The 16,189-nt window shown below is 44.7% G+C and carries 9 protein-coding genes; 1 reads left to right on the forward strand and 8 read right to left on the reverse strand.

The genetic code is table 11. From position 1 onward, the window contains the following. Nucleotides 1-181: 181 nt before the first annotated feature. Nucleotides 182-1,402, reverse strand: coding sequence for a VapE domain-containing protein (locus tag I2F54_RS09770; protein ID WP_009123043.1), 1,221 nt, complete (start codon nucleotides 1,400-1,402; stop codon nucleotides 182-184). Between the two features lie 329 nt (nucleotides 1,403-1,731). Between I2F54_RS09770 and I2F54_RS09775 the strand changes: the two genes are divergently transcribed. After that, on the forward strand, nucleotides 1,732-2,370 hold the full coding sequence (locus I2F54_RS09775; RefSeq protein WP_022218202.1) for an HU family DNA-binding protein: 639 nt from the start codon (nucleotides 1,732-1,734) through the stop codon (nucleotides 2,368-2,370). Between the two features lie 316 nt (nucleotides 2,371-2,686). On the opposite strand, the gene I2F54_RS09780 is transcribed toward I2F54_RS09775, so the two are convergent. From I2F54_RS09780 to I2F54_RS09810, 7 genes are all read right to left on the reverse strand, one after another. Then, nucleotides 2,687-4,249 carry a DUF5123 domain-containing protein gene (locus I2F54_RS09780; protein WP_022218201.1) on the reverse strand — a complete coding sequence of 521 codons (1,563 nt, stop codon included), beginning with the start codon at nucleotides 4,247-4,249 and terminating at the stop codon, nucleotides 2,687-2,689. 20 nt (nucleotides 4,250-4,269) lie between these two features. Beyond that, nucleotides 4,270-6,129 carry a RagB/SusD family nutrient uptake outer membrane protein gene (locus I2F54_RS09785; RefSeq protein ID WP_195501074.1) on the reverse strand — a complete coding sequence of 620 codons (1,860 nt, stop codon included), beginning with the start codon at nucleotides 6,127-6,129 and terminating at the stop codon, nucleotides 4,270-4,272. Between the two features lie 17 nt (nucleotides 6,130-6,146). Further along, nucleotides 6,147-9,380, reverse strand: coding sequence for a SusC/RagA family TonB-linked outer membrane protein (locus I2F54_RS09790; RefSeq protein WP_195501075.1), 3,234 nt, complete (start codon nucleotides 9,378-9,380; stop codon nucleotides 6,147-6,149). A 270-nt stretch (nucleotides 9,381-9,650) separates the two neighbouring features. Next, entirely contained in the window at nucleotides 9,651-11,318 is a 1,668-nt protein-coding gene (locus I2F54_RS09795) for a pectate lyase (protein WP_229097158.1), read from the reverse strand. A gap of 34 nt (nucleotides 11,319-11,352) precedes the next feature. Further along, entirely contained in the window at nucleotides 11,353-12,825 is a 1,473-nt protein-coding gene (locus I2F54_RS09800; RefSeq protein ID WP_410518265.1) for a pectate lyase, read from the reverse strand. 194 nt (nucleotides 12,826-13,019) lie between these two features. Beyond that, nucleotides 13,020-15,500: a glycoside hydrolase family 95 protein gene (locus I2F54_RS09805; protein ID WP_195501076.1), complete on the reverse strand. Its 2,481-nt coding sequence runs from the start codon at nucleotides 15,498-15,500 to the stop codon at nucleotides 13,020-13,022. A gap of 8 nt (nucleotides 15,501-15,508) precedes the next feature. Beyond that, nucleotides 15,509-16,159, reverse strand: coding sequence for an HAD family hydrolase (locus I2F54_RS09810; RefSeq protein ID WP_195501077.1), 651 nt, complete (start codon nucleotides 16,157-16,159; stop codon nucleotides 15,509-15,511). Between the last annotated feature and the right edge of the window lie 30 nt (nucleotides 16,160-16,189).

The following is a 16,189-nucleotide window of genomic DNA, read 5'->3' on the forward strand; positions in this document are numbered from 1 at the left end:
AAAATATGTGATACTCTGTGAACACCATAGTATTTTTTGGTATTCTTTGTGGAAAAATTAGTTTTTACCCCTGAATTTCTTTTGTGCATGACACCCCTTCTCCCTTCATGTCTTCCTATTCATCGGGGTTTGCGGGTGAACCCCTGTTTTGTGAACTTGAGTTGGGAAGTTGTTTGTTTCTTCATGCGAGCGGCACTACCGGATAGAAATTTCCATAGCGTCCGTGCTTCCGCACGAAGCCGGCGGGCACGAGTCGCTGTGAAAAACTGTTTGGATTTGTCCCTCTCATGGCAGCGGGATTTTGCCTTTTCAGTTCTTTGAAGATGTCGGCGGCGGAGAGGTGGATTACCTCTTCTTTTGAGTCCTCAGCCGTTGCGGGGCGGAAGCAACTGTGCAGCACTTCATCTGCCGGGTTGTGGTGTCGGAAGGCAAGGTTGTGTTCTTGGAGCTCCTGCTCTTCTTCGGCGGTAAACCAGTAGCGGGCTCCGTCTGCAAGCTCTTGTTTCAGTTGCGCATAGATTTGTTTATGTTCGATGTGGCTGCAATCAATTTTATCCTTTACCTCTACGCATAGGAAACGCCGGCTGCCCGTAGTGTCGGAAAGCAAGTCGAAGCGGTTGCTTGTGCCGATGAAAGAAGCGATGCGGGGGAGATTACGGAAGTTCTTTTGATATGCTTTGCAAAGATTTAAATCAGCCATTTGCATCAGGCTTTTGAGTAGCGGCATTTGCTTGGCGGAGTATTTGTCGAACTCATCAAGGTTTAGCAGTCCCATTTCCGACATTTTGCGGGTGACATTACTTCGTGACGTGAGCTCTATTTCGTCCGAATAGTAGCGGGACAGGCTGTCGGGCATCAGACTTTTGCAGAAGGTGGATTTCAGGCAACCCTGCCGGGAACTGACAAGCAGGGGAGCCACGCTGTTGGCATGTTTGCCTGTCCGTCCCGTCCATTGGGCTGCAAGAGCGAGCATCCATGTGTGGAAACCGCTTATCCAGAAGGGTTCGGACGATACGCGGTGTGCCAAATTGTCAATCCGGTCGATACCGTCCCAAGCGGGAAGTTGCTCAAAGTAGAGCAGGAAAGGATGATATTCCGGTACGTATTTGGAAAAAAGAAAGCGGCTGATATCTTTGTCCCAGCATAGGATGCCCCGGGCATGGGCTTCGAGACATAAGGAATTCAGTTCCCGTTTGCTGACAGGGAGGAACGCTTTGTCTGCAATTCCAATGGGGCGGTATTCTGTTTCCTCTGTCAGTCGGTTGTAACGGAAGGCATAGCCGGTTTGCAGGAAGTGGTTAACCTGTTCTGTCGGATTGCATTTCTTTATGCGGGACTGTCTCTTGCGTTTCTTGTTCCTTAATAAAAAGGAGATAAGTTTCATAATACATTTTTTCATCATACACGTTGTTTTTATTGATAGTTTCGTGCCGCGAAGTTACTATCGGGAAACAGCCTTTCGCAAGCCTTTTTCACACTATTATCGCTTGTGGCGTTGAACGTGCCAAGTCCTTGCATTATTGCGTTTTCAATGCGGGATAATTCGTTTTATCTTGTAGCGAAACAGGGTGTTGACAGTAGTCAACAGGTCTGTTTATAGCTGTCGGCGGTTCTGTTTACAATCGTCAACGGCTCTGTCGGCAGTTGCCGGCACCCATTTATTCTCGTAGGAAAAATAGATTATCTCATGGGAAAGCGTTAACTTTACACAGTATAAATAAATACAGCACTATGGCAATTCATTTTGAATGGTATGAGAATCCGGTACCGCCGAACCAGCCGGACGAGAAAAAGCTCCATGCACGCATCACGTACAATGGAAAGATAGGAACAGACTATGTGAGGCGTAAAATTCAGGAGCGTTGCTCGCTGACGGAAACGGATGTAACGGCTGTACTCGATGCGCTGTCGCATGTATTGGGGCAGGAGCTGGGTGACGGTCGCCAAGTGCACCTGGACGGGATAGGTTATTTTCATCCTACGCTGAAATGTATAGAAGAGGTGACGGCGGAAACGAAACGCAAAAATACGAAAGTCCGTTTAAAAGGTATCAAGTTTCGTGCCGACCAAGCGTTGAAGAACGAAGTGGGAGCAGTGAAGCTTAAAAATATCAGGCACAACGGGCATTCCCGCAAACTATCGGATGTGGAAATAGATATGCGTTTGCGAACTTATTTCACCGAACATCAATTAATGACCCGTGCGGACTTCCAGCAGATTTGCGGATTTATGAAGTCGAAAGCGATGGAGCATATTCGCAGGCTGAGGGCGGAAGGGAAGATTCAGAATATCGGAATACCTACGCAACCGGTATATGTGCCCGTAGCGGGGTATTACGGGGTGAGCAGGGATAGGATTGTGCGGCAATAAATTGTTCTTATATTACGAACTGTTTGCATCATGCAGACATTTGTATTCCAGTAATGAGGTTATAGGCTACTGATAGTTTGCTTGTTGATTTCATTACGTTCTTTCTTTTTGCTTTTGTTTCTATTGATTATTTTAATTCTTTTATTTTACCGGATAGGGGGCAAATAGTCATTTATTTATAGGTAGTGCTTGCCAAACTTGGGAAGAGGAATTCGCCCGTGAGACTGGTCGGCGGAAAGATGAAGGGGGTGCCCCAATACTGGACAACCCCTTCTGCAATAATAATTTAATATGAGAATTGAGTCTTATTCTTTGTTTAATACCAGCGTGGATCTCCGACTGCCAAATCTTTAACCGTTTGATTTCCTATAGTTAAATTACCGGAGGCGGCATCTATAAATTGCGGGTCGACAGTCTCCATTGCCACGTCGTCGTGAGCGTCCGCATATTGACTGTTGCTAGTGTTCCAAAGATTAGGACAGTTATAATAATAATTTTGTATGTATGAACATGTTGCCTTCATTTTACCTTTTTTAGCCCAAACGCCAGAAGCGGTATTTTGGGGATTTTCTATTCCAACACCATAGAAGAAGCATTTCTTGACAGACAGTTGACTGGATGCAGTAGTTTTATCCATTTGGAAAAGACCACTGTTATTTGAGTTATCTAATGTGCAAACGTTATAGAATGTACATTCATTGAATGATACTGTCGCTGTATTTGTTACTTGACAACGCAGAAATGTACGAAAACCATTTCTAAAAGTGGACTTATTAACGACTAAGGAGGTTAATTCGCTTCCTTCACGTAAATCAATGCCGTCACCTTCACTGTCTTTCACATTTTCAATAATGCAATTATCAATGGTAATATTACCAAACTTACCTATTTTATTTGCATAGATCAGATGTTTATTAGTATTGCGTATTTCACATCCTATTATATTTAAGTTTGAAACATTAGCATTGGCGTCTTTTAATTCCAAAAGATTGTCTTGCTCATAGAGTCCGTCTACAATCAGATTGGTTAATGACAAGGATATGGTAGTGGCACCAACAGTGAACCGTCCGTTAATAGTTGGCTTGTCAGATGATTTATAACCAGAGATATTTACAGATTTTGTCAATGCATACTCTCCAAGATCGAACGTACCGGAAACAAGGACTATAGCCGCATTCTCTGCTGCATTATCCAGAATATCCACTAAGTTATCACCTTCTTGAACGACTGTTGCGTCACCAAAGTCTATTAGTGTTTTGAATGTTACTGTACCGCGTGTCTTTTCACCGTTCATCAGTTTTGCAGTGTATGTCGTTTCGGAAACCAAGCCGCTGATTGTAGCGGCTCCGGCTGTAATTTCATCTGTAGTAACTGAATGGGTGATTTCTCCCGGAGTGATGACGATTGTAGTTGCAGTTTCTCCGGCAGGCCAACGTAGTGTTACACTTGTTGCTTGTAAATCATCATCTGATACATCGTAGAATATCTGTTCTGCATCAGTGGAGCGAGTAATGAGACTCCATTTAGAGTCATTCTTTCCTTCCGCAACACTTTTGACTCCAAAAGTATATTCTGTTTCTCCTTCTAAACCAGTAATAGTATAAGTAACATCTTCTGTACTTTCTGTAATCAGTGCGGAAGCACCATCATTCGGGTTACCTTGAAAAACTCCGATTGTGTAAGATGTTGCTCCATTTATGGCATCCCATTTTAGCTCAACATTTGTCTTATTTCTGATGAAAGCCGTTACATTTGTTGGTGACAGCAGTCGGTCCAGCGTCAAATCTTTCACATCGTCCACATCATCACATGCAGTGAATGTTAAGCCTCCGGCCAGTATTGTGGCGAAAGCAAGTGCTGCGATTATATATTTTCTCATTGTTATGTCTTTTTTAATAATTAATACCACTCGTAGTTTGTCAGATTCGGGTTATCATTCAGATTGACATTGAAGATAGGCCAATATTGGCGTTTGTCTGGGTCTTGCACATAAAGATAGTCGATAATATCTTTCAGTACATTCTCTTTAATCCAAGTAGATACTTCTCCTTTACTGTCGGTATATTCAGTATAACCTGCTGGAGCACTTCCGGTTTCGCCATAGTTCAGACCGTAAAGTATAAGTTTGGCATTAGTTTCTATATTCAAGATACCATTACGCGTCCAATTAAAATCTTCCATTTTATAGAATATACGACCGGAAAGCTGGCTGTACGGGTGCTTAGCATCATAATCTGTCAGTGTAACGATGGCTTTCATTTTTGCATTTGCTTCGTCCATTTTGCTTTTCAACATTCCCCAACGAATGAGGTCAGCCTTGCGTATAAATTCACCAGCAAACTCAAGTGCTCTTTCATCGACTATAGCTTGAAACATTGTTGCTCTGCTTTGTGATGCTGCGGTAACATAATCGGTTACTTCTGTGGCATAATCGGCAGGGGCAAATGCACGTTCGCGGATTTTTGTGAGCCAGGGAGCTGCGGCATCGGGGCCATTTAATTCATTTTCCAGTTCGGCACGCATTAATATGATATCAGCATAGCGCATATAAAGTTTGTTGATACCATCATCAGTACCACCACCGGAAATCATACGTTCTGCCCATTCAAAACGTAACTTCCCAAAACTCCAACTGCTGAAAGCCTGAAGGCTTTGCTTTCCTTTCTCCCACTGGAAAGGACAACAGGTAATGTCACGACGCTTATCTTTTGGGGAGTAATCGTAATAGAATGTCGGCATAGGGCCTACGGAACTTCCTTGTGTCATTGTCGTCATGTTGTCTGCATTTCTGTGTCTAATCCCAAACGTATACATCATACGTCCACGCACCGGGTCATTACTGTATCCGATTTCGAATAATGACTCGCTGCCGGCGTTAATCACGTCACCCGAGATACCGTTGTTGTTGAATACATCTTCGAAATTGGGTTTCAAAGCTACGTATGTTCCTTCTTGTGCCATTACATCTTTGCAAGCTTGTAGAGCGATAGGGTAAAGTTTCTCTTTAGTGAGTTCCTCGTCTGTGCTCAGACGGTTTTCTCCGTCAAGGCGCTGGGCGTAGCCGGCAGCTTGCATGCAGACGCGTGCCAAAAATCCTTTGACAAACGCTTTGTTTACACGTTCTACCGTTTGTGTGGCAGTCAATTCGTTAGGCCATGCGCAGAGGTCCTGTGCTTCTTGCAGGTCGATGATAAGTTGCTTGTAGATGACATCGCGGTCTTCCCGTCCGGAATACATGTTTTCGGAGTTCAAGGTAGCCATACGTGCGGGCACGTCGCCCCACATATTAATGAGATCGATGTAGTGTAACGCACGCAGCGTGAGTGCTTCGCCAAGTAACTGTTTCATGTTGGCATCAGTCAAGTCTGCATTAGCTCTTAAACCTTCAATAGCGAGATTGGCCTTTTCGATGGCGGCGTATATCTTTGCCCATAAATCGGTGCCGGTCGTTACATTCATCTGGTCGTTGGCGGTATTGGCATTATAGGTTGCCAAGTCTGCTTTTCCGTCACCTTTGTTTGAACCGTTAAACAATTCGATATCTGTATTATAACCGTACCATACGCTACGTGCACGGTAATTTTGTTGTCCAAATTCATTGTAGATATTAGCGATGGCTCCTTCGGCAAATTCCTGACTGCTGAAAATCTTTTCACTATCCATTGAGGATGGAGAAGTCTGCTCCAGAAAATCATTGCAGGAAGACAGTGCACCCATCAGGGTTACTACTGCTAAGGATTTGAATAATATATTTTTCATTTTATCTTTCGTATTTATTAGAAGTTCAAGTTAAGACCTATTACAAATTGGCGACTCTTAGGATAGGCTGAGTAATCCACACCTGGTGTGAGGGCTGTTTTGTTTCTGGTAGAAACTTCGGGGTCGAAACCCGAGTATCCTGTCAGGCAGAATACGTTGTAACAGGTAGCGTAGAAACGCAGATTGTTGATACCTACTTTTTTGGTGAGGTTCTGCGGTAATGTATAACCGAGCGTCAGTGTGGAGAGACGCAGGAACGAACCGTCTTCAACAGCCCAATCGCTCAATACATAGTTGGTGTAAGGTGACCACATGGTGGTATTGGCATTCATCTCGGCCAACAGTGCGGCGTCATTCACCAAGTTTCCGTTGGCGTCGAGGTTGGTCCAGCGATTACCTTCAGACATGATATCAAGCATGTTGCGGTAGTAGTATTGTGATGCCGATGTATATTCAATCTTATTAGCATTATATACATCATTACCAATACTGTAAGTGAAGTTTGCACTCAGGTCGAAGCCGTATACGCGACCGGAAAGGGTGAAACCACCGCTTGCCTTAGGATTGGTATTACCGATAACGGTACGGTCGTTATCATCTACTACACCGTCAGGAGTACCGTCAGGACCGCTGATATCTGCCAACTTCATGGCACCCGGTCTAAGGTAGCTGGTCCCTATCACACTTGCATCACTTGCTATACCTTCTTTCAACACCCATTTTTCACCAGATGCATAATAGTCTTCAAAATCACTCACTTCATATCGGCCTGCGCTTATATAACCGTAGATTTCGCCTACAGGGCGACCCGGTTTCACAACATAGTCGTCTTGAATTTGTGTGGAAGCCCAGCCAGAGGATGCTTTATATTCGCTCAATGTGCCGAGGTTCTTTACTTTATTTTTGTTGAGACCTACGTTGCCGCTGATAGTCAGTCCATAGTTCTTGGTATTGATAGCATTCCATGTAACGGATATTTCCAAACCTTTATTTTCAGTTTCGCCAAGATTACGATATTGGTAGTCATAGCCCGAACCAGATACAGGGAAGGCAATGAGAAGGTCCTTTGTTGTATTCCAATAATATTCTACGCTACCGGAAACTTTACCACCAAGGAGTGTAAAGTCTAAACCTAAATTTCGGGTAATAGTTGTTTCCCAAGTCAGGTCGGGGTTGGAGGCATACAGTCCACTTTGCCCTGAAGCTAGTCCGCTTGTCCAATAAGTATTGAATTGGTTTAACCAAGTAGTAGAGTTGGAAGACCATACGGGAGAAATCTGGTCGGAGGGAATATTATTGTTACCTGCAGTACCATAAGAGAAACGCAGTTTCAAATCATCCAACCAATTTTGTGTGTTCTGCATGAAATTCTCTGCAGAGATACGCCATGCTACTGCTGCTGAAGGGAAGTATCCCCAACGGTTGTTTTTTGAAAACTTGGAAGAACCGTCGGCGCGAAAAGTGGCACTTACCAAGTATTTGTCCTGGAAGTTATAGTTTGCGCGACCAAAGAATGATAAGAGGTTATCATCGGCATTATTGTATTTATTTACTTGATAGGGAGTACCCTGCGAGGAGAGATTCCAAGCTTGGTCGGCTGTAAAGTCGGTGGGATACAGACGCAGACGGTCGTCATTCAGTAAACTTTGCTTGTTCAGCATTTCTTGTCCTACGAGTAAATTCAAACTGTGATCTTTATTCTTGATGATATCCTTGAAGTCATAGTTCACCGTGTTGGTGTTGCGGAAGGTTTTGCGTTGGGTATCGGCAAAGTATGCCATCGGATGAACACCATCTGTACTGGTACTGTTGGTACGTGCATTGTAGGTAGAGTTACCATAGTATTTTTTGTCGGTATTATAGTACCAATCCAAACCAAATTCTGTCTTAAACTTGAAGTTCTTAAAGATTTCCCATGAGAAGCTACCGTTCATGTTGAAAGTTTGACGATTTTGTTTACGGTCCGTATCATATACAGAGGTAATCGGATTCGTTAATTGCAGGTCAGGGTCATAGCCGTCACTCAAGTCGGGAAAGTTGAACATAGGGTAAATCATCACATTCTTCATACGAGAGTCGGCGGAAGATACTTCTGTTTTACTTTCGTTGGCTCCTGCTCCGTTTACTTTTGTATCGGCATAGCGCATGGAGAAGTCAAGGTTTACTTTGTCATTTACTTTATGGCTAAGTTTCAGACTTAGGTTGTCGCGTCGGAAAGACGATCCCAACATGATAGCTTTGTCGTTCATGTGGGCATAACTCATATTGAACTTTGTCTTCTCAGAACCTCCACTAATGGAAATATTATGGTTAAAAGTGTGTCCGGTGCGGCCAAATACCTGTTCCTGCCAGTCGTTGGTAGGAGCTGTAGAATAGAGGTCGGCATCTTGCCAATTACCGAAAAGGGTGGTATACTTATCTTCGCTTCCTCTTAATAGGGCGTATTCGCGTTGCCATTTTACGTAATCACTGGCGCTTAGTGTGTTTAGGGTTTTGGTCATTTGTTTCCATGAATAATAAGCGTTGTACGAAACGCTGACTTTGCCTTCTTTACCGCTTTTTGTAGTAACCAAGATAACGCCGTTTGCACCACGTGAACCGTAGATAGCTGTTGAAGAAGCATCTTTCAGCACAGTCATGTCTTCGATATCTGAAGCGGGGATGTCACTGATGGATTCTACCGGGAAACCATCTACGATGAAGAGCGGAGTGTTATCGCCTGTGATGGAACCGCCTCCGCGTACGCGGATTTTCATTTCTGCATCGGGCGAACCTTCTGTTGTAGTGATTTGTACACCCGCCATTTTTCCCTGCAAAGCTTCGGTAGCGGAAGCAACGGGTACGGCAGCCAGTGTTTCGGAATTAACCGTGGCAACGGAGCCTGTCAGGTCTTTCTTTTTTACCGAGCCGTATCCGATTACTACAACTTCTTCCAGGGCTTGTGCGTCATCGGATAAAATAACATTAATTGTTTGCTGTCCTTTTACTGCAATTTCTTGTGTTGTCATACCTACGTATGAGAAAACTAAAGTTGCATTGGTGGGGACACTCAAGGAGAAGTTTCCGTCAATGTCGGTTATCGTACCATTGCCGGTATTTCCTTTTTCAACTACGGAGGCTCCGATTACGGTTTCTCCTGTTTTGTCTGTCACAGTACCTTTTACGGTTACAGTCTGCGCTGATACGCCAAGCGTTATCATTGCTACTATTAAAAATAGTAACACAGTGCGCATGTTTTTCATTTTAGACATTCTTTGCATATTTATAAATTAAAAAGTGTTTCCCATTATGGTATGTGTTTTCACATATTGTTAATTCCTGAGTGCAAATGTAAATTGATATAAAAAAGCAGATGTGCAATTTTTGTTTTTAGGTTAGTAATTTTTGTTATCTGTCTTACATAAATGGGTTAACTCCCTTCATGAGTACGCTCTGGGACATAAATTTATAAAAAAGCTTGTTTACTATCCATTAAAGAAAGTGAACAAGCTTCTTATGATATATGCTGTTTTATGACCGGATTAAAAAGGATATAGAGTTTTTACTAATCCGTTTATATACACTTCCAGATTGGTATATTGGGAATTCAGATTGTACTTGCCGCTGTCGCTATTATCGTTTGGATCAAGTCCGTTGGCTTTTTCCCATTCATCGGGCATGCCATCGTTGTCACTGTCGATAAGAGAGGATGTCGTTGCAACATAGTCATCCCATTTTTCGGGTGTATCGCTCTGAGTATCTATCAAACCGTTACCACCACCTTTGGAGGCGGTAGTGGAGAATATGCCCATGCGGGTGTCGTTGACGATGCGCATGTCTATTTTGTCTCGTTTAGGGATGGTGTATCCATTGGCTGTCCAACCGCAAATCCATGAACCGGCGTATGTAAGTACCGATTCGTAGGCAGCATCGGCCGATTCGACAAAACTGTAATCCGGCAGGGTGGAGAAACGGACAGGGGCTAACAGGTCGGAGGCTTCCACTTCAGTTGCAATATCGGCAGCATTTCTTTCATCCTTTACAACAAAGGCGGTAGAAGAAGTATTGTCTGCATTGGCTGCTGCAACTTCAGCTTGTTGTGAACCCGACAAATCTGTCCGGGTATTGTCTATTACATTGCCACTGAGATAAAAATGTCCGTAAACTCCGGCTGCCTGCGGATATTCCTCGCTTCCTTTGTCTACGTATGCGGTGAAGAAACGTGCGTGAGTTCCGTTTGCAACGGAAGCCGGGCCGAGTTTATAGTAGTTGTTCAGAATGTTATACGAACCGCCCTGCCCGCCATAAGCTCCTTCGCTGGTCCAGTTGTAAATTACATTGTTACACAAATCTACTTTTTCCATATCGGCACGGTTCGAGTAGCGGCTGCCGCAAAGACGCGGGGTACGATTGCTGTGGTGGGCAACCAGATTGTGATGGAATGTAGCGGGCGTTCCACCCCATAAACCGCCGTAGCCGTGATTCCCTTTGTCGTGTACGGAGTGCCATAAACTTTCGCTGACGATACACCATTGCATGGTGAAGTTTGTATTGCCGTAGAATGACGCGCATTCGTCCGTACTCCAGCTCATTGAACAGTGGTCTATGATAATGTTTCTTTTTCCGGGATATTCTTTTTGGTAACCGTTCATGGCATCATCTTCGGTTTGCGCTTCGTCGCCCATCCGGCAACGAATAAAACGGATGATTACATTGTTGGCATTGACCCGCAGGGTGTAATCTTTCAGGCAAATGCCTGCGCCGGGTGCGGTTTGTCCCGCGATTGTGATATCATCATTCCTGATAACCAATTGTTTGCTCAGTTTTATAACTCCGCCTACGGCGAATACCACAGTACGTTTTCCGGATTGCTCTACGGCATGACGTAATGTGCCCGGTGCGTTGCTGTCTTCGAGCGATGTTACCACATAGACAGTACCGCCCGCGCCGCCGGTGGTATATTTACCTGCACCTTCGGCTCCCGGGAAGGCTGCAATAGCGGAACGGTCAGGAGTGGGATATTCGGATGAGTCGGAGTTGTTCGCATCAGAGTTCCCATTGTCATCCGGATTATCTTTGTCGGTGGTTCCGTTTCCCCCTTGTTCCGTAGAATTATCTTCACCGGCAGGAGTGTCGTCCGAGCAGGCTGCTGCTACCCCTGTAAGGAGACTAATGAACAGAACAGCTTGTATGATTTTGATATATCTCATTTTTTTGTTTTTATATAGTGGCTCATCAGAAAGGTTAGTTCTGAGGGAATAAATGGTTGACAAGACTGTTTATATACACTTCCAGATTGGTGTATTGAGAGTTCAGACCGTATTTGGCTCCGTCGGTTGCATCATTCGGATTCAGACCGTTGGTTTTTTCCCATTCATCGGGCATACCGTCTTTATCTGTATCTTGAGGGGCTTTTTCCGATTTATATACGGGCCAGCCGCCTACATCTGTCGGACGGTCTATCATACCGTTGGTACTGCCGTGCGAACCTTCATGAGTATAATTGCCTTTACGTGTTTCTTCTACGATGCGGGCGTCAATGACATCACGTTTCAGAGAAGCTCCGGCGTAGTCGAGGACGGACTTATAGGCTTTACGTGCCGATTGCAGGGAAGTGTGTTCGGCAATATCGAATGGCTTTTCAGCGAGGAGCTCCTTTTCGGGAGCAAAGTCTTTCTTGATGATGAGACCGTAGCTGTTATCGCGCTGTATTTTGTATATATCGGCTTTTTGTTTGTCGGAGAGTTTCGGACAAGACGGGTCTACATAGTTGTCATTGAAGTAGAATACGCCATGTGTACCTGCTGCATTCTTATTCTTGCCATCATCGGCATAGGCGGTAAAAAGACGTTTGTATGAGCCTTTGGTAGCGGTGAAAGGTCCCGGTTTGTAATAGTTGGCAAGGAAGTTGTATGAACCGCCTTCACCGGCGTATGCACCGTCGCTGCCGTAATTGTAGATAACATTATTGAACAGTTCCACTTTTTCTTCTTCAGGTTTGCCGGTATAACGGCTACCGCAAAGACGCGGAGTACGGTTGGTGTGGTGGGCAAGCAGGTTATGATGGAAAGTGGCAGGCTGTCCGCCCCATAATCCGCCGTAGCCGTGTGAGCCTTTTTCGTGTATGGAATTGGCAAGGCTTTCGCTGATGATACACCATTGCATCGTAAAGTCGCTGTTGTCGTAGAACGAAGCACATTCATCCGTACTCCAGCTCATGGAGCAATGGTCGATGATGATGTTGCGGTGATGCTTGAAGCCGTTCATGGCATCATCACCTTTTTGCTTGATATCATCACCCATACGTGAACGGATGAAGCGTACGATTACATTGTCGGCCTGAACGCTCATGGTGTAATTCTTCAGGCAGATACCATCGCCCGGAGCTGTCTGTCCGGCAATAGTGAGGTCGCCGTTATTTATTTTCAGCGGGGATTGCAGTTCGATGATACCGCTTACGGCAAAGACAATGGTACGAGGACCTTTTTTGCGGATAGCCCAACGTAAAGTCCCTTCCGTTTCATCATCTGCCAATGAGGTAACGGTATAAACGGTACCGCCCGCACCACCGGTAGTATATTTACCTGCACCGTCTGCACCCGGAAATGCGGGTACTTTGCTACGGTCGGGGGCAGGTGTGGCGTTTTGAGCCTGGCTGATGGAGGAAGACAGTAGTAATAATGTACTGAGTAGTCCAAAGAAAAATGTTCTCATCATATTATACTCTTTTATTATTGCATACCTTAGCTAAAAATGCTTTGATATACATAAGGTTAATTTGATGGGCGCAAATATAGGTTAATAATAAAGAGCGTTTTGTGTAATATTTGTTTTTACTTGCATATTTTTTGTTGATTATAAACGTTATTGGTAAGCCTATTTTTTTTAACTTATTATACGTAATAGTAATATTATAAAGCTTTGCTTGAAAGTATATATTTCTTTCCTGGCTTTGTCTCTATATCATACACATAGGTTATTGTATGTTCGAATGTAGATAAAGATGAATTAGCTACAATTAGCGGTTTACGTATGGCTTGCGGTTGTAAAAATGGGTTTTTGCAGAGTTTCTCTGAAGTAGGGGAGAGTTTTTCTCCATTCAAATATAGGGGAGAGCCGGTACGTATGCGTAGGGTACCTCCGATGGTGGAGCATATGGTAGCTGTTTGCATTTGCCCCTTTTCCCATTTCATTTCTTCCAGCAGGAAACCGCCGCGACAGCGAATTCCTTTTATAACGCCACGCTCCCACACATCGGGCAACGCGGGCAGAAGATGGACAGCACCGTCGTGACTCTGTACAAACATCTCGGCTATGCCGGCCGTACAGCCGAAGTTGCCGTCTATTTGGAAAGGCGGGTGAGCGTCGAACAGATTAGGATACGTACCACCGTTTTGTCCGCGTTCATCGGTGGTGGGGTGAAGCTGTTCGGTAATCAGTTTATAAGCATGATTGCCATCGAGCAGCCGTGCCCATAAGCAGACTTTCCATCCCATAGACCAACCGGTAGAGTGGTCGCCGCGGGCGGTCAGTGATGTCTTGGCGGCTTCAAAAAGGACAGGGGAGTGATAAGCGCTGATTTGACGGCCTGGATATAATCCCCATAGGTGGGATACATGTCGATGATGGTCTTGAGGATTGTCCCAGTCTTCCATCCATTCTTGCAGTTGCCCCCAGCGTCCTACCTGCATAGGGGCTAAATGGTTGGCTACGGTTTGCAGGCTGTCTGTGAAAGCTGTGTTTTCATTCATTAAGTTGGCGGCTTGAATGGTATTGTAAAACAGGTCGTAGACCATTTGATTGTCCATGGTGGTACCGGCGACAATTACAAAACCGCGCTTACCGTTAACAGACGGACTGTTTTCCGGTGAATAGGAAGGGGCTACCACCAGCCAGTTATTTTTAGGTTCGCGCACTAAAAAGTCCAGATAAAATTCGCAGGCGCCGCGCATAATCGGATAAACTTCCGCTAAATAATTCTTATTGCCGGAGAACAGGTACCGATCCCACAGGTGCTGGCAGAACCAAGCGTTACAAGTAGGCCAAACACCATATTTAGCGCCGTCTACGGCACCGGTGGTACGCCATATATCGGTGTTGTGATGCAAAGTCCATCCGCGGCAGCCATACATGGAAGCGCTTTCACGGCCTTGTATGGCCACTTCTTTTACCAATTGCAGGAACGGTTCGTGCATCTCGGACAGGGCGGTTGTTTCGGCCGGCCAATAATTCATCTCTACATTGATATCGGTGGTGTATTTTCCGTCCCAGGGAGCTCGTAACTGGTAGTTCCAAATACCTTGCAGGTTGGCGGCCTGTCCGCCGGGTTGCGAACTGCATATTAACAGGTAACGTCCGAATTGGAAGTACAAGGCGGCCATTTGCGGGTCGGTGACGGAGCTGAATTCCCTTACACGCCGGTCTGTCGGTTTCTTGATTTGGTTGTTGCTGCCTAAGTCCAGTGAAACACGGTTAAAGTATTGTTGATAGGCGGCAATGTGGGCTTCTTTCCTTTTCGTGTAGTTTTTACCGGCTTGTTTCATGTATTGCCGTGCTGCTTTCAATGCATCTCCCGACACGTCTTTATAGTTTATGAAGTTTGTACCGATAGATACATATAGAGTAACACTGTCGGCATTCTTGACTTGCAAAGTACTGTCCGAAGTTACTTTTAACGTACCTCCGTTATTGTCAATCCGGGTGAGTGCGGTGAATCGTATCTTTCCTTCAATACCCTCATGGTCGTTGGCTTTACCGTTTAGTTGCAGTTCTTTGCGGGGAGAAATACAAAATTCTGTATTTTCGGTATATGGTGTGGTATAATGTGCCGTGAAAGAAATACTTTTCTTCTTTGATGCTGTTAATTTGATAATGAGCAACCGGTCGGGAAAAGAGGTAAAGGCTTCCCGTATGTATGTAATGCCATTGGCTGTGAAACGGGTGGTAGCTATTGCCTTTTCAATATCCAAATCCCGATAAAAATCATCGTATTGATTGATTCCTTCAAAATCAAGATGCAGTGTACCGACAGTTTGATACGGCATTCCGTTGGCCGATTGTGAGCAGATAGCGGGGCCGCATAATTCTTGCGCTTCTTTATTTTTCCCCTCGAATATCAACCGGCGTATGCGGGGCAACGCTTTTTTAGCGTTGGGATTAGTATTGTTATGAGGAGAGCCGCCCCAAACAGTTTCTTCATTGAGTTGGAACCGTTCGTGTGCGGGATCGCCGAAAACCATCGCTCCTATGCGTCCGTTACCTAAGGGCAGGGCTTCTACCCATTGTTTGGCGGGTTTGTCATACCATAGCTTTAAGTTATTATTACTTTGTGCTGTGGCCTTACCGCTGATGCAACAAATGGTAAGGCACAGTAGGAAGCACTTTTTTATCATCGTTTTTTTTAGTTTGTCAATTTTAAAATTTCTTCTGCTCTATCTACAATATAGTCGGGATTAAATTCCTCTAACTCAGTCCGTGGACGGAAACCCCAGGTAACCCCGCAGGAAGTTACTCCGGCATTGATTGCAGTCTGCATATCCACACCGGAATCTCCTACATAGAGCACGTCTTTTTTATCTACTTTGGCAATGGATAGAATATCTTCTACAATGGTGGGGTCGGGTTTTACGTTTACCCCTTCTCGCTGGCCGAATATGGCGACGAAATCTATTTTCGGAAAATAGTGGGCTATCAGTTTTTGAGTTGCAGCTTGATACTTATTGGATGCAACCGCAATTTGTAGCCCCTGTAACTGTAATTGTTCCAACAGTTCGGGAATGCCGGGATAGGGACGGCTCTTATCGGCATTGTGCCTATCGTAGTGAGGAACGAATTCCTTACGGACGCGGAGTACATTTTCCTCGCTCTTTTCGCCTTCGGGAAGAGCTCTTTCAAATAGTTTGTTAATTCCATTGCCTACCATAAAGTTATAGGTCGACTCCTCGTGCATGGGATAACCCAGTACGCTCAAGGCATGATTGGTGCTTTGCGCCAAATCGGCAATGGTGTTTAATAACGTTCCGTCTAAGTCAAATATAACAAGCTTCTTCATTGTTCTTTTCTTTTGGTTTTCGGCACAAAG

The sequence above is a fragment of the Bacteroides clarus genome (assembly GCF_015555825.1).
Classification (GTDB): Bacteria; Bacteroidota; Bacteroidia; order Bacteroidales; family Bacteroidaceae; genus Bacteroides; species Bacteroides clarus.

What these genes read in the sequence shown, in the direction of transcription:
- I2F54_RS09770 (WP_009123043.1), bottom strand. Translation starts at nt 1,402, where the DNA reads ATGATGAAAAAATGTATTATGAAACTTATCTCCTTTTTATTAAGGAAC.
- I2F54_RS09780 (WP_022218201.1), bottom strand. Translation starts at nt 4,249, where the DNA reads ATGAGAAAATATATAATCGCAGCACTTGCTTTCGCCACAATACTGGCC.
- I2F54_RS09805 (WP_195501076.1), bottom strand. Translation starts at nt 15,500, where the DNA reads ATGATAAAAAAGTGCTTCCTACTGTGCCTTACCATTTGTTGCATCAGC.
- I2F54_RS09795 (WP_229097158.1), bottom strand. Translation starts at nt 11,318, where the DNA reads ATGAGATATATCAAAATCATACAAGCTGTTCTGTTCATTAGTCTCCTT.
- I2F54_RS09775 (WP_022218202.1), top strand. Translation starts at nt 1,732, where the DNA reads ATGGCAATTCATTTTGAATGGTATGAGAATCCGGTACCGCCGAACCAG.
- I2F54_RS09800 (WP_410518265.1), bottom strand. Translation starts at nt 12,825, where the DNA reads ATGATGAGAACATTTTTCTTTGGACTACTCAGTACATTATTACTACTG.
- I2F54_RS09785 (WP_195501074.1), bottom strand. Translation starts at nt 6,129, where the DNA reads ATGAAAAATATATTATTCAAATCCTTAGCAGTAGTAACCCTGATGGGT.
- I2F54_RS09790 (WP_195501075.1), bottom strand. Translation starts at nt 9,380, where the DNA reads ATGTCTAAAATGAAAAACATGCGCACTGTGTTACTATTTTTAATAGTA.
- I2F54_RS09810 (WP_195501077.1), bottom strand. Translation starts at nt 16,159, where the DNA reads ATGAAGAAGCTTGTTATATTTGACTTAGACGGAACGTTATTAAACACC.